Raw genomic sequence first — 16,212 nt, forward strand, 5'->3', positions numbered from 1 at the left:
GTGAGCGCCGACGTCACCACCGGCCCCGCCGACGTCACCACAGCCGCCGACCTCACCGCCGCTGAGACCGGCGGCCACGCCACCGCCGTCGCCCGTCCCGGCGAGCCCGGCTACGACGCCGCGACCGCCGTGTTCAACCTGGCCGCCCCGCCCCGCCCGGCGGCGGCGGTCGTCGCGCGGACCGTCGAGGACGTCCGCGCGGCCATCCGCCTCGCCGACGCCGAGGGGCTGTCGCTGCGGGTGCACACCACCGGCCACTCCGCCCCCGCCGCCCGGCCCATGCGCGACGCCCTGCTGATCCGCACCGAGATGGACGGCGGGGTGGAGGTGGACCCGATCCGCCGGGTCGCCCGCATCCCCGCCGGGACGCGCTGGGGCGTCGTCGCCAAGGCCGCGGCGCCGTACGGCCTGGCCGTCGCGCACGGCTCGTCCCCGACCGTCGGCGTCGTCGGCTACCTGCTGGGTGGCGGCCTGAGCTTCTACGGCCGCAAGGTCGGCCTGGCCGCCAACAGCGTCCGTGCCGTCGAGCTGGTCACCGCCGACGGCGAGCTGCGCCGGGTGAGCCTGGGGTCCGACCCGGACCTGTTCTGGGCCCTGCGCGGCGGGGGCGGCGGCTTCGGCGTCGTCACCGCGATCGAGGTGAAGCTGTTCCCCGCGGTCCAGGTGGTCACGGGGACGACCTGCTGGCCCGCGGCCCACGCCCCCGAGCTGCTGCGGACCTGGCGCCGCTGGACCCTGGACGCGCCTCCCGAGGCGACGACCTCCGTACGGGTGCTGAACCTGCCGAAGATCCCCGACGTGCCGCCCATGCTGTCGGCGGGTCCCATCCTGTGCGTGGACGGCGCGGTGCTCGCCGAGACCGGCGACGACGTGGCCGCCGCGCGGCGGTACGCCGAGGAGCTGCTCGGCCCGCTGCGCGCCGTCGCCGAGCCGGTGCTCGACACCTGGCAGCTCACCGAGCCGGTGGACCTGCTCGACACGCACATGGACCCCTCCGACCCGGTCGCCGTCATCGGCGACCACATGCTGCTGGGCGACCTGGGCGACGAGGGGATCGACGCGCTGCTGCGGGTGGTCGGCGAGGGCTCCGGATCACCGCTGATCTCCGCCGGCCTGCGCCAGCTCGGCGGCGCGTACGCGAAGCCGCACCCCCAGGGCGGCGCGCTCGACCACCTCGACGCCCCCTACGCCTACTCGGGAGGCGGGGTGCCGGGCCTCACCGGCACCGCCGAGGCCATCACCCGGCACATCGCGACCGTCCGGGAGGCGCTCGCCCCCTGGGACACCGGGTGGACGACGCCGACGTTCGTGGAGTCGCACGCGCAGCCGCAGCGGCACCTCACCGACGGCCGGATCGCCGCCGCCGACCTCATCCGCCACCGGGTGGACCCGGCGGGCCGCTTCCGCGACGACATCATGCCCGGAGCCACGAAGCTGGGCTGAGCGCCGCCGCGCCGGAGGAGAAAGCACAGGCCGCCCCGCCCGGGTCATCCGATCCGGGCGGGGCGGCCTTCCGGCTTCCCGGCCCGGCCGTTCCGGGCCGGGCACGCGAAGGGCGGACCGGGGTGTCCCGGTCCGCCCTGGGCGAGTGGTGAAGGGGGTCAGGCGGCGGGCTTGACCGCCCAGATGACCCGGTTGTACAGCTCCACCGGCGGGGTGGGGACGATCGTGACCTGCTCGAAGCCGGCCTCGACCAGGTGGTCCCGCCAGAACTCCGGCGTGGTGAGGATCTCCCCGTCCTCGCGCATGAAGCGGGGGAGCAGGTCCACCTGCAGCAGCATCCGCTCGAAGCAGGCGTTGAGGAGGTAGTGCCGCGCCTTGGCGGTCAGCAGGTCCAGGATGTCGAGCGCGCGCTCCCGGTCGCCGGGCTCTCCCATGACCCGGCAGAACTGGTCGGCGTTGATGAAGCGCCCGCCGGGACGCAGGACGCGGAAGATCTCGGCGGCGGAGGCCGCGTAGGTGTCCAGCTCCAGGTGGTGCAGGGCGAAGCTGCTGATCACGACGTCGAAGCTGTTGTCGGGGAACTGGGAGAGGTCCTGCACCACGCCGTCGGTGAACGTCACGTCCGGGTCGGCGGCGAACTTCTCCAGCGCGGCCGCCACCATCGTCGGGGCGGGGTCGAGGCCGACGATCCGGGCCCCGGGCAGCGCCTCACGGCACAGCGAGGTCAGCCGGCCCGTGCCCGACCCCACGTCCAGCAGGTCCGTGGCGCCGGGGGGCAGCAGCTCGACCGCGGTGGCCAGCAGCGCCACGTTGGAGGCGTCGGTGTTCAGCACCTTGTCGTAGTCGATCGCGACGTCGTTCCAGTGCGTCTTCGAGGTCTCGGACGTGATGGTCATCAGGCTCCACACTTTCCTTTGAGGGGGACGGGAGTGGTCTGCGGAGACGCGGTGGCCTGCGGCGCGGGGTCCACGGGGGCGTCCCAGATGGACAGGTACCGCTCGCCGCTGTCGGGCAGGATCGTGACGATCGTGGCGCCGGCCCACCGCTCCCGGCCCGCCAGGACCCGGGCGGCGTGGACGGCGGCGCCCGAGGAGATCCCCGCGAACAGGCCGGAGTGGCGGGCGAGGTCGCGGGCCGTGCCGATCGCGTCCCCGTCGGTCACGGTGACCACCTCGTCGATGCAGGTGACGTCGGTGACCGGGTTGATGAACCCGCCGCCGATGCCGGGGATGCGGTGCGGGCCCCGCTCGCCGCCGGACAGGACCGGCGAGCCCGCCGGCTCGACGGCGACGACGTGGACGTCGCCCCGCTCCTTGAGGTAGCGGGCGACGCCGGTCAGCGTGCCGCCGGTCCCCACCGCGCAGACGAACACGTCCACCGAGCCGCCGCAGGCGTTCCAGATCTCCGGCCCGGTCGTCTCGTAGTGGGCCGCCACGTTCGCCGGGTTCCTCTCCTGGCCGACCAGGAACGAGCCGGGGATGGACCGGTGGAGCTGCACACCCCGCTCGATCGCGGCGAGCAGGCCCTCCTGGTACGGGGACAGCACGATCTCCGCGCCGAACGCCCGCAGGATGGCGCGCCGCTCCTCGGTGGCGTTGTCCGGCAGGACGATGACGCACCGGTGGCCGCGCGAGGCGCAGAGCGCGGCCAGTGAGATCCCGGTGTTGCCGGACGACGCCTCGATCACCGTCCCCCCGCTGGGGGGAAGGGCGCCGGAGCGCTCGGCCTCCAGGATCATCCGCAGCGCGGCCCGGTCCTTGACGCTCGACAGGGGGTTGAGCATCTCCAGCTTCGCCAGCAGCCGGACGTCCGGTGGGCAGTCGGGAAGGGCGAGCCGCAGCAGCGGGGTGTCGCCCACCAGTTCCTCCAGGGACGACACCACTGCCTGGCCCGTCGCCACGGGTGGCTGCAAGCTGACGGTCATGGTTTCTCCTTGCGCGTCGGAAGGATGGCCGGCCGGTCATGGGCGCGGGCGACGGGCGGGGCGGAACCCGGCGGCCCGGCCCGCGTCCGTGACAGGTCCATGACGCGTCCATGGCTGGCCCGCCGCGGGCGGAGGTGGCGAAGGGGGACGGCCGGGGCCGGTCCTCGGCACAGCGGACCCCTCCTGCCTCGCGGGGGACCTGCACGATCAGCTTGTCGCCCGCCCGGCCGCGGCACATCTTCCGGGTTGCGGTGCTTTCCGTGGGCGGGCGCCGTACCGGTCCGGCCGCGCACGGACGGGGCCTTCGCCTTCCCGGCCGGCGCCTCTCCGGCCGGCGCGGCAGGGACCGGCGTCTCCACGATCGGAGCGGCAGGAGCCGTCGCCTCCCGGGCGGCGCGATAGGGGTCGGCCGCGCGGGCGGGGCGGGGGACGCCGGCTCGCCGTCCGGGCGCCGGCCCCGGCCGTCCGGGGTGAAGGGCGATCACCGCAATTCCAAAGGTGCCCCGCCGTCCGGGCTGCTGCCAGGCTTGACGCAGAGCCGGATCCGCCGACATGACCGTCGCGTCGGCGGCGCGGAACCTCGGTTCCGGCGACCGCGGGCGGGACCCCTACCGGACTCCTCGACCACCCGTAACACGGATCCGGCTGCTCGGGCGAGAAGGCCGCCGGTGTCGACGGACGTCGCCGCCACCGACGTCGCGACGCCGGGTGAGAGCCCCGTGCCGCGGGATCGGGCGGCCGGCGCCACGACGGAGTGGACGGGGAGGAGTGATAACGCGGATGTGCCGCATATACGGATATTTCAACACAACGGCCTCGCCGCATGAGCTGAGGACCGCCCAAGCGCTGCAACGCCACGGCGGACCCGACGGCGCCGGACTCGCGCGGGGCCCCGGTTACGCGCTGGGGAGCACCCGGCTCGCCATCATGGACCCCGGAGCCGGGCGGCAGCCGTACGTCTCGCCCGACGGCACGGTCAAGGTCGTCTTCAACGGCGAGATCTACAACCACGACGCGCTGCGCGAGGACCTGCGCGGGCGGGGCTTCACCTTCCCCGACCACTGCGACGGGTCCATCCTCCCGGCCCTCTACCGGGTGTACGGCGACGCCTTCGCCGAGCGCCTCGACGGGATGTACGCGATCGCGGTCCTCGACCTGCGCGGCGCCCCCCGCCTGGTGCTCGCCACCGACGACGCGGGCATGAAGCCGCTGTACTACCGGTGGGACCCGGCCGGGCGAACGCTGCACTTCTCGTCGGAGATCCCGTCCCTCCTCGCGTTCGAGGGGGTCTCCACCGCGGCCTGGGAGCCGGGCCTCGACGCCTATCTCGCGACCAAGACCCCGTTCGGCGAGCAGACCATGTTCGCCGACATCAGGGTCTTCCCCCCGGGCGTCACCGCGATCTGCGACGGGACCGCGGGGCTGCGCCTGCGCACCCGGGAGCGGGCGGCGGCGACGCGGCCGGAGACCGGTCCCGCCGACCTCGCGGTGGTGGGCGCCGAGCTGCGGGAGAGCCTCCGCCGGGAGGTGGACCGGCTGCTGACCGCCGACGTGCCGGTCGCCACCATCACCTCCGGCGGGCTCGACTCCAGCCTGGTCACCGCCTTCGCCGCGCGGCGGCCGGGGACCCTGCACACCTTCAACATCGCCTACCGGGGGCGCTGGCCCGCCGACGAGCGGCACTACGCGCGCCAGGTGGCCGAGCGGGCCGGAGCCCACTACCACCAGGTGGAGATCGACCCCGCGACGTTCCCCGACATGCTGGCCGACGTCGTGTGGCACCTGGGCCAGCCGAACGCCGACCCGATCACGCTCAGCACCTACGCCCTGTTCGGCGCGGTGCGGGACGCCGGGTTCAAGGTCGCGCTCAGCGGGGACGCCGCCGACGAGGTGTTCGGCGGCTACGAGCGGATGCGGGCCGCCGCGGCCGCCGCCGAGGCGGGCGCGCCCTGGCGCCGGGCCTACCTCGACAGCCTCGGAGTCCTGCCCGCCGACCGGCGCGCCGGCCTGTACACCCGCGACTACGCGGCGCTGCTCCGCAAGGGGCCGCCCGCCGTTCCCGCGGAGGCGACGGAACTGCTGGACCGCGGCGGCACCGTGCTGCGGCGGATCACCGAGTTCGAGCTGCGTCACCGCCTGCCCGCCTACCACCTGCGCCGGGTGGACCACATGAGCATGGCGCGGTCGGTCGAGGTGCGCCTGCCGTACTGCCAGCGCGGCGTCGTCGAGCTGGGCCGGGCGCTGCCGGACGGACTGCGGATCGGCGGCGGGCAGGTCAAGCGCGCGCTGTACGCCGCCGCCCGCGGCCTGCTGCCGGAGAGCGTGACGAACCGCGCGAAGCAGCCCTTCACCCTGCCGGTCACCGCGATGCTCGCACCGGGATGGCCGCTGTGGGAGTACGCCAGGGACATGCTGGCCGACGACCGGCTGCGCCCCGCCGGGCGGCTCGACCCCGCCGCGGTGCGGGACCTGTTCACCCGGCAGGCGACGCGGCCCGACGACACCACGGCACTGACGATCTGGGCGCTGCTCGTCTACGAGGTGTGGCTCGACCAGTTCCGGCTGGGAACGCGCCGGCCGGTGGAGGAGACGGAGATGGCGGCATGATCGGCCACCTCGCCTACGCGGTGGGAAGCCCGTGTCCCACGCTGGTGCTCGATGCGAGGCACCTGCCCAGGCAGCGGGAGCCGCTGCTCGCCGCGCTCACCGAGGCCCGCCGCTGGCTGGCCGCCGCGGGCGGGGAGCACGTGCTCAAGATCGCGCTGATCGAGCCCTCCACGCATCCGCTGTTCGACCTCGACTACCGGTTCGTCCAGGCGCTGCCAGGCGACCCGGCCGGGTTCGACCTGCGGGGCTCGTGCGGGCACTCGGTGCTGTGCGCGATCACGGCGGCGGCGGAGACCGGCGTGCTGCCCCGGCTCGGGCCGGGCATGCGGGTGCGGGTGAACGTCCTCAACAACGGCGACTGCCTGGCCTGCGAGGTCGAGGAGGTGGCCCGGGGGACGACCGGGTTCACCATGCACTTCCTGCACGCGCCGCCCAAACCCGTCTCCCGGTTGCTGCTGACCGGCCGGCCCACGACGGCCCTGGACGTGGACGGCGAACGCGTCGAGGTCTCCCTGGTGTCCGCGGGCAACCCGTACGTCTTCGTGTCCGCCTCGGGCGCGCGGATCTCCGGCGCCGACGAGTTGTTCGGCGACGACCCGGACCTGTTCGACCGTCTGGTGCGGATCCGCGGCGCGGCCGCGGCCCACCTGGGCTGGCCGGCCGAGAGCGTGTTCCCGAAGGTGGCGGTCACCGTCCCGGCCGGGGGCGGGCGGATCGCGGCCCGCGCGGTGTCGGTGCCGACCTGGCATCCCACGCTGGCGCTGACCGGCGCGGCCTGCCTGGGGGCGGCGATCGGGATCCCCGGCACCGTCCCGTGGCTGGCCGCGAGGGAGGCCCGGTACGACGGCGGCGCGATCCACGTCGACACGCCCGGCGGGAGCGTCGAGGTCCTGGCGGCCGTGCGCGTGCGCGACCGGGAACGCGAGATCGCCTGGATCACCGTCGGCAACCGGCGGGTCGTCCTCCACGGCTCGTTCCTCATCGAGTCGCTTGCCCATTTCCAGTTCAAGGAGACTGTCGAATGTCTGTCGGTGTCAGCGTGATCGAACCGGGCCCGGTGCTGGAGACGCTTCTCCACTCCGCGGCCCGGACCGCCGTCAGCGGATGGCCGGACGAGCAGGCGCTGGCCGAACTCCGCCGCTCCGGGCTGCTCGCCACCGCGGTGCCCGCGGAGTACGGGGGCGCCGGCGGCGACGCCGCCACGGTCAACTCGGTGGTCGAGCGGGTCGCCCGGGTGAACCCGTCGGTGGCGATCATCCTGTTCCAGCACTTCGCCGTCACCATGCGCATCGTCGAGTGGGGCACCGCCGAGCAGAAGGCCGCGTTGCTGCCCGCGTTCGCGTCCGGCGAGTGCCTGGCCGCCTCGGCGTGGAGCGAGCGGGGCGCCGGCGCCGCCAAGAAGAACATCGCCACGACGGGCTCCCGGACCTCCGACGGCCGCTGGCGGCTCAACGGCGCCAAGTCGTTCACCACCGGGGCCGGGGTGGCGGACATCTACCTCGTGCTCGCGACGACCTCCGCCGCGCACGACGACCGCGAGGCCCGGAACGGCCAGAACGGCGGAAACAGCCAGAACGGCCAGAACGGTGGGAACGGCGACAGCCTGTACGGCTCCGCGGGCCAGTCCTTCTTCCTGGTGCGGGGCGACAACCCCGGCCTGGGCGTCGACCGGTCGCTCGACCTGGCCGGCATGCGGGGGTCGGCGACCGGGTTCGTCACCCTGCACGACTGCGAGGTCCCCGACGAGGACCGGCTGGGCCCGCTGGGGCAGGCCCCGGCCATCATCGCCGCCGTCCGCGAGACCGGCGCGACCCTCGGCGCGGTGTCGGTGGGGATCGCGCAGGCGGCGCTGGACGTCGCGATCGACCACGCCCGCCGGCCCGGCCCGCTCGGCACGCAGGCGGCCAGGCAGCGGCTCGCCGAGCTCAGCGCCCAGGTGGAGGCCGCGCGCGCGATCGTCGACAGCGCCGGGCGGAGGCTGTCGGCCACGCCCGGAACGGTCACGCTGCAGAGCAAGATCTTCGCCTCGGCCACGGCCGAACAGGTCTGCCTGGAGGTCGCCCGCATGCTCGGGTCCACCGCGTACGTGGCGGGCCACCAGCTCAACCGCCTGATCGCGGACGCCCGCGCGGTGGCGCTGATGGGGCCGACCAACGACCTGTGCCGGGAGCTGATGGCGGCGTCATGGACGAACTGAGGACACGCCCCGACCTGGTGGTGACCGGCGGCCGTGTCGTCACCCCCGCCGGGGTGCGCCCGGCGACCGTCACCGTGACCGGCGGCCGGATCACCGCCGTGCTCGACGGCGACGGAGGCGGTGACGGTGGCGGAGGCGGCGACGGCGGCCTGCCGCCGGACGTCCCCCGGGTGCGGGCGGACGGCTGCTACGTCCTGCCGGGACTGATCGACTCGCACGTGCACTTCCGCACGCCCGGACTCGAACACAAGGAGGACTGGGCCCACGGGAGCCGCGCCGCCGTCGCGGGCGGCGTGACCACCGTCATCGACATGCCGAACACGGTGCCGCCGACCCTCGACCCGGAGGCTCTCGTCTCCAAGGCCGAGCTGGTCGCCGGGACGTCGCTGGTCGACTACCGGTTCCACCTGGGGGCCGACCCCCGGCGGCCCGCGCTGCTCGCCCGCCTCGACCCCGGGATCGCCACGACCGCCAAGGTCTTCATGGCGGGCCACCACACCGCGCCGACCGTGGTCAGGGACCCGATCGCGCTGGAGAAGATCTTCGCGGCCGCCGCGATCGGCGGTGTGCGGCTGATCCTGCACGCCGAGGACGAGTCCATCTTCACCCTGCTCGACCGGTGGCAGGGGGAACCGCGCTCCTACCTCGACTACGAGCGGCGGCGGCCGCGCAGCGGCGGCATCTCCGCGGTGGCGCGCGTCCTGGAGCTGGTCCGCCGGTACGGCACCGAGGCCCACATCCTGCACCTGTCCAGCGCCGAGGAGGCCGACCTGGTCACCGCGGCGCGGGCCGCCGGGCTGCCGGTCACGTTCGAGGTGACCGGCCACCACCTGTCGTTCACCGACGCCGACACGCGCCGGCTGGGCGCCAGGATCCGGCTGTCGCCGGCCATCCGCACCCAGGCGGACCAGGACAGGCTGTGGGAGGCGCTGCGGGCCGGCGAGGTCGCCTGCCTCGGCAGCGACCACGCCCCGCACACCGTCGAGGAGAAGACCCGGCCGGTCCCGGACGCCCCACCCGGGCTGCCCGGCGTGCAGGAGCTCGCCGTGGCCGTGTGGACCGGCATGCGGCGGCGCTGGCCGGAGGAGGACCCCGACCTGGCCGTCACGCGCCTGGCCGAGCACCTCTCCGCCAGGCCGGCCGAGATGTTCAGGCTGCCGGGCAAGGGCCGGCTGGAGCCGGGCGCCGACGCGGACCTGGTGGTCTTCGACCCCGCCACGCCCTGGATGCTCTCCGCGCACGACGTGCGGTCGAAGTGCGGCTGGTCGGCGTACGAGGGGTGGACGATGACCGGCCGGGTGCTCACCACGATCAGGGGCGGGCAGGTGGCCTGGGACGCCGAACGGGGCGTCTTCGGCCGCCCCGAGGGACGCTGGCTGTCCGGCGCCGCCGCGCAGGACCGGCCGCGCGCGGAGGCCGCGGTGCAGGACCGGCCGCGTACGGAGATCACCGTGCGGGACCCGCGACACGCGGAGACCGAGGCGCAGGACCCGTCCCGCGAGGCGGGGGAGCGGGAGGTGACCTCCGCGTGATGCTGAAGGGGATACACCCGAACATCAAGCTCCGCATCGGCATCGGGTTCGTCCAGCGCCTGCTGGACATGATGCTCATCCCGCTGATGATCATCCACTTCTCCGGCCTCTACGGTCCGGCCACGGCCGGCCTGATGACCGTGGTGGCCGCCGGTGTCGCGATCGCGTGCACCTTCCTCGGCGGCTACCTGTCCGACGTGCGCGGGCGCCGCCGTACGATGCTCGTCAGCGAGGTGGGCTGCTTCGTCGCGGCCGTGTGCCTGGCGCTCGCCAACTCCCCGTGGTGGGAGTCCGGCATCGCCACCTACATCTTCTACCTGGTCAACACGGCCCTGATCAGCGTGGTCCGGCCGGCCAGCGACGCCATGATCATCGACGTGTCCACCCCGGAGACACGGCCCAGGATCTACGCGGTCAACTACTGGGCGACGAACGTGGCGTTCGTCGTGGGCTCCCTGCTCGCCGGCTTCCTCTACGGCGGGCACTTCTTCCTCATCCTGGCCGCGGCGGCCGTGCTCTCCGGCGGGGTCGCCGTGGTCACCTGGCGGTGGATCTCCGAGACCAGGCCGGCCACCGCCGGGACCACCGCCGAGACGGCCACCGGGGCCGCTGCCGGAACCGCTGCCGGAACCGCTGCCGGGGCCGCGGGCGGGAACGCCGCCGGGACCGCGGGCGGGCCGGGGACCGGGCGGACCGGGTGGCTGCTGCCGCTGCTGCGGGGCTACGCCGCCGTCCTGCGCGACCGCGTCTTCGCCCGGTTCTTCCTCTCGATCCTCCTGTTCACCTGCATCCAGGTGCAGCTCGCCAACTACATCGGGGTACGGCTCAGCCAGGAGTTCCCGCCGCAGCGGCTCTTCGACGTCGGCCCGTGGGCGCTGGACGTCGACGGGGTCAACATGTTCGGCATCCTGCGGGCCATCAGCACCTTCGTCGTCGTCTGCCTCGCGCTGTCCGCGACGACGATCTTCAGGCGGCTCACCGACGGGCAGCGGATCGGCGGGGGCACCATCGTCGTCACCGCCGGATACATGGTGCTGGCGGTGAGCAACGACCCCGGGGTGCTCATCACCGCGACGGTGGTGTTCGCGCTGGGGGAGATCATGACCTCCCCGACGCGTCAGGCGCTGCTGGCCGACGTGGTCCACCCCGACGCGCGGAGCATGTACATGGCCGTCTACCAGCTGCAGTTCCGGCTCGCCGCGGTGGCCGGCTCGCTGTGCGTGACGCTCGGCACCTTCGTCCCCCCGGCCGCGATGAGCGTCCTGTACGGGGTCTTCGGCGCCGCGTCGTGCCTGCTGATCCTGTCGGTGCTGCGGGCACGGGCCGCGGGCGCGCGGGCGGAGGCCGCACCGCGGACAGAGGACGACCAGGTGGAGACGGCGCCGGACGAGACCGGCGGCCGGGCCGACGCCGCACCGCAGGCGGACGGCGACCGGACGGCGACCGCGCCGCACACGGCCGGTGACGCGGGGGGACCGCACACCCGACACGCGACATCAGGGAGCAGGCGATGACCCAGGACAGGACGCTGCTGTTCATCGGCGCCACCACACGCGCACTCCGGACGGCCAAGGAGTTCGGCCTGGACGTCGTCCTCCTCCAGCACCGGAACAAGTTCGAGGCCGAGCAGGCCGCGCTCGCCGACGTGACGTTCGTCGCCGACTACACCGACTGGTCCGCGGTGCGACCCTTGGCGCAGGCCGCGCGCGAACGCTGGGGGATCACGGCCGCGCTCGCCCTGACCGACCCGGCGCTGGACGCCCTGGGCCGGGTCAACGACCTGTTCGGCCTCGGCGGCACCGGCCACGAGGTCTGCCGGCGGTTCCGGGACAAGTACGAGATGCGCCGGCACCTGGCGGCCCACGGCGCGCCGGCGATCGGCGCCGAGCCACTGGAGAGCCGGGACGACCTGACCTCCTTCGGCGACCGGTACGGCTACCCGTTCATCGTCAAGCCCACCGACGCGGCGGCCGGCATCGGCGTCTTCCGCGTCGACGGCCCGGCCGACGCCGACGCGGCGTGGCGGCGGGTGCTCGGCCTCCGGGAGACCGGGGTGAACCGCGGCTGCGGGTACCTGTTCCCGCTCACCGGCTTCCTCATGGAGGAGTACGTCGACGGCCCCGAGTTCAGCGTCGAGGCGTTCAGCTTCTCCGGCCGCCACGTCGTGGTCGCCGTCACCGAGAAGCTAACCTCCGACGCCCACTTCGCGGAGCTGGGCCACACGGTCCCGGCCCGGATCACCTCCGCCCAGGAGGAGCTGGTCGCGACGGCCGCGACCGGCTTCCTCGACGCGATGGGGCTCGCCGACGGGCCCAGCCACACCGAGATCCGGATCGGGCCGCGCGGCCCGGTCGTCATCGAGTCGCACAACCGGATCGGCGGCGACCGGATCACCGACCTGGTGGAGGCGGTGTACGGGATCGACCTGGTCGCCTACGCGATCGGCCGGCCGTTCGGGCTGGTGGAGGAGCTGACCGAGCGGCCCCGGCCCCGAGGCGGCGCGGCCGTGCGGTTCCTGGACGCCGGACCGGGCCGGGTGACGGCCATCGACGGCCTGGCGGAGCTGCGCTCCCGCCCCGACGTCATCGCCGCCGACGTGTTCGCGAAGGTCGGGGACGTCGTCGGGCCGGTGCTCGACAACAACGACCGCCTCGGCCTGGTCGCCGCGACCGGCCCCGACGGCGACGCCGCGGTCAAGCTGTGCGAGGAACTGCTGGAGAACACCCTGAACGTGCAGGTGGTGAACCCGTGACCATTGTCATCCTGGATCGGGCCGTCGGCCCGCTCCCGCCGTACGCGGACTGGCTGCGCGACAGCGGCCGTCAACTCGTCCTGCTGACCGGGCGCCCCCCGGAGGAGGTCCCCGGCGGCGACTACGACCGGGTGGAATGCCTACCCGGCTACGCGACGTCCACCGAGGTGGACAGGTACGTGCTCGACCTCGCCGAACACACCGCCGTGTCGGCGCTCGTGGCGACCGCCACCGAGGACCTGGTCAGGGCCGGCGCCCTGCGGGAGTGCCTGGGCGTCGCCGGGCAGGGCAGGGACGCCGCCCTGGCGTTCGCCGACCCCGTGACGACCCGGCGGCTCCTGGCCGGGGTCGGCGTCCCCGCCGTCGAGCGCGGAGCCGTACAGCGGATCTCCGACCTCTACTGGCACGCCCACCGCTGGGGATACCCGGTGCGGGTCCGGGATCGCAAGAAGGCCGGGTGGCCCACGACGGCGGTCCTGCGCGACGAGGCGGACGTGCGCGCCTACACCCGCGGCGGCCTGGCCCCCGACCTGGTGTCCGTGCCCGCCCTGATGGCCGAGCCGTGGACGGCCGGCGAACGCCGTCGCGTCGTCGTCGGCGGCACGGCGGCGAACCGCCCCGAACCCCCCGGCCTGTCGTCCGCCGTGGACGCCGCGCTGGCGGCGCTGCCGGTGACGGACGGCTGCCCGTACCTCGTCGAGGCGGTCCGCGCCGACGACGGGCGGTGGCTGGTCGACACCGTCACCCCGGACGTCGACGGCGACGACCGCCGCGCGGCGGTCCGGGTCCAGGCAGGGCTCGTCCCCGACAACCTGGAGATGATCCGATGAGCGTCCTGATCCTGCACCACCGCGGCACCCTCGCCGCCCACGCCTACGACAGGTGGCTCGCCGACTACGAGGGGGACGTCCTGCTCCTGGCGTCCAAGGAGCACCTCGGCTGGGTCGGCGAGGAGCTGCCCACCGGGGAGACCGGCTACAGCCACATGGAGGCGCTGGACGACTACGAGGTCGGCGGCGTGCTGGAGGCCCGCGTCCTCGACCTCGCCCGGCGGTACGGCGTGAGCCGCCTCTTCACCTGCCAGGAGCACGACCTGGAGCGGGCCGCCCAGCTCCGCGAGATCCTCGGCCTGCCCGGCCAGACGTTCTCCAGCGCGCTGCCGTTCCGCAACAAGCTCCTGATGAAGGAGACCGTCCAGGCCGCGGGCATCGAGGTCGCGGCGCACCGCGGCGTCGAGTGCGCCGGCGACCTCGTCTCCTTCGCGCGGGAACACGGCTTCCCCGTGGTCGTCAAACCTCGCGACGGGGCGGGCTCCATCGGCGTCACGGTGCTCCGGTCGCGCGAGGAGCTCGACGCGTTCGTCGCCGAGAGGCTCGACGTCTACGGGCCGCTCCAGTCGAACCTGATGGTGGAGGCGTTCGTGCCCGGCGCGATGTGCCACGTCGACGGGCTCGTCGTGGACGGCAAGGTCGCCCTCGCCTGGCCGTCGCAGTACCTGTTCACCCTGGCGTCCTTCAAGGAGCTGCGCGGCGGCAGGCACGACGTCACGCTGGACCGCGACGACCCGCTGGCGCGGCGGCTGCTCGACTTCACCGACCGGGTGCTGGACGCCCTGCCCTGCCCGCCCAACTTCACCTTCCACGCGGAGGTGTTCCACACCCCCGATGACCGGCTCGTCCTGTGCGAGATCGCCTGCCGGACCGGGGGAGCCCAGACGCGCGGCGTCATCAAGACCATCTTCGGCGCCGAGCTGAACGAGTGCTGGGTGCGCGCGGAGGCCGGCCTGCCGCTGCCGATCGACATCGGCCCCGAACGGCCCGAGCCGGTCAAGATGACCGGGCAGCTGCTCCTGTCGCGCCGGCCGGGGAAGGTCGTCGAACTCCCGGGAGAACCGCCGTTCCCCTGGGTCGAGGAGTACAAGATCTCCGTCGAGCGCGGGGAGGTCATGCGGGTCTCCCGCTACTCCGCCGACGTCATGTGCTGCTTCCTCGTCTCCGGGCCGGACCGGGCGACCTGCCAGAGCCGGCTCCAGGAGCTGGAGGACTGGTTCCTGGACGGGCTCGTCCTGGAGGAGCTGCCCGAGGACGAGGCCCCCGCCCCCGGGGGCGAGGCCCCCGCCGTCCCGCAGGACGAGGTCCCCGCCGTCCCGCAGGACGAGGTCCCCGCCGTCCCGGAGGGCGAGGCTTCCGCCGTCCCCGAGGCGAGCCGGAGCCGGTCGTGAAGGGCCCGAGCGTGACGGGCCCGAGCGTGGTGGTGGCCGGCGGCGGCATCGGCGGGCTCGCCCTGGCCGTCGCCCTGCGCGGCGCCGGGATCGGGGTGACGGTCGTCGAGCGTACGGCGCGCATCGCCGAGGCCGGCTCCGGCATGGTCCTCTACCCCAACGCGATCACCGCCCTGGACGCCATCAGCCCCCGCCTGGGCCGGGCCGTGCGCGCGGCCGGGCACGAGGCCGTTCCCGGAGACACCAGGCCGACGCTGGCCTCCGACGGCACGACGCTGGCGGTCGACGCGATCGGGGAGCTCACCCGCCGCTTCGGCGCCCCGCAGGTGACCCTGCTGCGTTCGGCGCTGCAGCACGCGCTGCTCGGCGAGGCCCTGGCCGCCGGCGTCGACCTCCGTACGGGCGTCCGCGTCGACGACCACGCCGACCGCGGCGAGCACGTCGACGTGGTCCTGTCCGACGGCTCCGTCCTGACCGCGGACGTCCTCGTCGGCGCGGACGGCGTCCGCTCCGGCGTCCGCCGGCGCCTGTTCGGCGACAGCCCGCTCCTCTACCGCGGCTACACCTCGGTGCGGGGCAGGACGAGAAGGTCGGGCGCCCACCCCAACGGGTTCATCGCCAGCGGCGACGGCGTCGACCTGTTCGCCGGGCCGATCGGCGGCGGGCACCTGTACTGGGCGGCCAAGATCGTCGCACCGCCCGGGGTGTGGCCCGCGATGGGCCCGACCGCGGCGATGCCGTCCCTCCTCGACCTGCTCGCCGGATGGCACGACTCCATCGTGGAGATCATCCGCGACGTCGACGCCGACGGGATCGTGGTGACCGACATCGTGGACCGCGACCCCATCCCGCGGTGGACCTCGGGCCGGGTGACCCTGCTCGGCGACGCCGCCCACCCGATGACCCCCGGGGTCGGGCAGGGGGCCGGCATGGCGCTGGAGGACGCGGCGGTCCTCGCCCACCACCTGCGGTCGTGTTCCGACGCGCCGGCGGCGCTGGAGGCGTACTCGGCGGCGCGCGCGTCCCGCGCGGCGGACGTGGTGCTGCGGTCGCGGCGCACGGGACGCGTGGACAAGGAGTCGGGGGCCGGTGAAGCGTCGGGCGCGCCCCGGGACTTCAGCACCCAGGACGAGGGGCCCATGACGCTGTTCGGGTGGCGGCCCCCGGGCCATGTGGAGCCCGGCCGCGTGGAGCCGGACCGCGTGGAGGCCGTTCCGGTGTGACGCGCGTGACGTGTGCGCCACGCGTGACGCGCGTGGCGCACACGGCGAGCATGGCGCACACGGCGAGCATGGCGCACACGGCGAGCATGGCGCACACGGCGAGCATGGCGCACATGGCGCGCGTGGCACATGTGGCGCGCGTGGCGCACGCGCGGTGCCGGAAACGGCGGACATGAGAACAGGAAAAGCGGCCGGACATCATGTCCGGCCGCTTTACGGATTTCGCGGAGAGCACGGTGAGGCGGTGAAAGCGGCCGCCTCACCGGAAATGCCCGACGGCCCTCATGGAACGGCTCGGCGCGATTGCCGCCGA

The 16,212-nt window shown here is 74.3% G+C and carries 12 protein-coding genes; 10 read left to right on the forward strand and 2 right to left on the reverse strand.

Going from position 1 to position 16,212, the window contains the following annotated elements; translation table 11 throughout:
• Nucleotides 1–1,443 (forward strand): FAD-binding oxidoreductase, encoded by a 1,443-nt coding sequence (locus ACQP10_RS14570; RefSeq protein WP_399500456.1) that lies wholly within the window; start codon nt 1–3, stop codon nt 1,441–1,443.
• 158 nt (nt 1,444–1,601) lie between these two features.
• Here ACQP10_RS14570 and ACQP10_RS14575 read toward each other — a convergent pair whose 3' ends face one another.
• Nucleotides 1,602–2,339: a class I SAM-dependent methyltransferase gene (locus tag ACQP10_RS14575; protein WP_179818032.1), complete on the reverse strand. Its 738-nt coding sequence runs from the start codon at nt 2,337–2,339 to the stop codon at nt 1,602–1,604.
• Nucleotides 2,339–3,367, reverse strand: coding sequence for a PLP-dependent cysteine synthase family protein (locus ACQP10_RS14580; protein ID WP_179818031.1), 1,029 nt, complete (start codon nt 3,365–3,367; stop codon nt 2,339–2,341). The genes ACQP10_RS14575 and ACQP10_RS14580 overlap by 1 nt, the downstream gene beginning before the upstream one ends.
• Nucleotides 3,368–4,147: 780 nt before the next feature.
• Between ACQP10_RS14580 and asnB the strand changes: the two genes are divergently transcribed.
• The 9 genes from asnB to ACQP10_RS14625 are packed head-to-tail and all read left to right on the forward strand — an operon-like array spanning nt 4,148 to nt 15,899.
• Nucleotides 4,148–5,974 (forward strand): asparagine synthase (glutamine-hydrolyzing), encoded by a 1,827-nt coding sequence (gene asnB / locus ACQP10_RS14585; protein WP_399500454.1) that lies wholly within the window; start codon nt 4,148–4,150, stop codon nt 5,972–5,974.
• Nucleotides 5,971–7,017, forward strand: coding sequence for a PrpF domain-containing protein (locus tag ACQP10_RS14590; RefSeq protein ID WP_346019972.1), 1,047 nt, complete (start codon nt 5,971–5,973; stop codon nt 7,015–7,017). The genes asnB and ACQP10_RS14590 overlap by 4 nt, the downstream gene beginning before the upstream one ends.
• A complete protein-coding gene (locus tag ACQP10_RS14595; protein ID WP_389995110.1) occupies nt 6,996–8,171 on the forward strand; it encodes an acyl-CoA dehydrogenase family protein in 1,176 nt (391 codons plus the stop codon). The genes ACQP10_RS14590 and ACQP10_RS14595 overlap by 22 nt, the downstream gene beginning before the upstream one ends.
• Nucleotides 8,159–9,703 (forward strand): dihydroorotase, encoded by a 1,545-nt coding sequence (locus ACQP10_RS14600; RefSeq protein WP_433541530.1) that lies wholly within the window; start codon nt 8,159–8,161, stop codon nt 9,701–9,703. Before ACQP10_RS14595 ends, ACQP10_RS14600 begins: the two co-directional genes overlap by 13 nt.
• The gene (locus ACQP10_RS14605) at nt 9,703–11,217 is read left to right on the forward strand and encodes an MFS transporter (protein WP_433541531.1); all 1,515 of its coding nucleotides are present in this window, start codon (nt 9,703–9,705) and stop codon (nt 11,215–11,217) included. Before ACQP10_RS14600 ends, ACQP10_RS14605 begins: the two co-directional genes overlap by 1 nt.
• Nucleotides 11,214–12,455, forward strand: coding sequence for an ATP-grasp domain-containing protein (locus ACQP10_RS14610; protein WP_346019968.1), 1,242 nt, complete (start codon nt 11,214–11,216; stop codon nt 12,453–12,455). Before ACQP10_RS14605 ends, ACQP10_RS14610 begins: the two co-directional genes overlap by 4 nt.
• On the forward strand, nt 12,452–13,285 hold the full coding sequence (locus tag ACQP10_RS14615) for a hypothetical protein (protein WP_389995119.1): 834 nt from the start codon (nt 12,452–12,454) through the stop codon (nt 13,283–13,285). The genes ACQP10_RS14610 and ACQP10_RS14615 overlap by 4 nt, the downstream gene beginning before the upstream one ends.
• Nucleotides 13,282–14,676 carry an ATP-grasp domain-containing protein gene (locus ACQP10_RS14620; protein WP_433541532.1) on the forward strand — a complete coding sequence of 465 codons (1,395 nt, stop codon included), beginning with the start codon at nt 13,282–13,284 and terminating at the stop codon, nt 14,674–14,676. Before ACQP10_RS14615 ends, ACQP10_RS14620 begins: the two co-directional genes overlap by 4 nt.
• 11 nt (nt 14,677–14,687) lie before the next feature.
• On the forward strand, nt 14,688–15,899 hold the full coding sequence (locus ACQP10_RS14625; RefSeq protein ID WP_433541533.1) for an FAD-dependent monooxygenase: 1,212 nt from the start codon (nt 14,688–14,690) through the stop codon (nt 15,897–15,899).
• Nucleotides 15,900–16,212: the final 313 nt, after the last annotated feature.

Source organism: Streptosporangium sandarakinum (assembly GCF_050942225.1).
Taxonomy (GTDB): Bacteria; Actinomycetota; Actinomycetes; order Streptosporangiales; family Streptosporangiaceae; genus Streptosporangium; species Streptosporangium nondiastaticum.

Bases quoted from the DNA above. Each gene is read 5' to 3' on its own strand.
- ACQP10_RS14575 (WP_179818032.1), bottom strand. From the start codon at position 2,339: ATGACCATCACGTCCGAGACCTCGAAGACGCACTGGAACGACGTCGCG.
- ACQP10_RS14580 (WP_179818031.1), bottom strand. From the start codon at position 3,367: ATGACCGTCAGCTTGCAGCCACCCGTGGCGACGGGCCAGGCAGTGGTG.
- asnB (WP_399500454.1), top strand. From the start codon at position 4,148: ATGTGCCGCATATACGGATATTTCAACACAACGGCCTCGCCGCATGAG.
- ACQP10_RS14590 (WP_346019972.1), top strand. From the start codon at position 5,971: ATGATCGGCCACCTCGCCTACGCGGTGGGAAGCCCGTGTCCCACGCTG.
- ACQP10_RS14595 (WP_389995110.1), top strand. From the start codon at position 6,996: ATGTCTGTCGGTGTCAGCGTGATCGAACCGGGCCCGGTGCTGGAGACG.
- ACQP10_RS14600 (WP_433541530.1), top strand. From the start codon at position 8,159: ATGGACGAACTGAGGACACGCCCCGACCTGGTGGTGACCGGCGGCCGT.
- ACQP10_RS14605 (WP_433541531.1), top strand. From the start codon at position 9,703: ATGCTGAAGGGGATACACCCGAACATCAAGCTCCGCATCGGCATCGGG.
- ACQP10_RS14610 (WP_346019968.1), top strand. From the start codon at position 11,214: ATGACCCAGGACAGGACGCTGCTGTTCATCGGCGCCACCACACGCGCA.
- ACQP10_RS14620 (WP_433541532.1), top strand. From the start codon at position 13,282: ATGAGCGTCCTGATCCTGCACCACCGCGGCACCCTCGCCGCCCACGCC.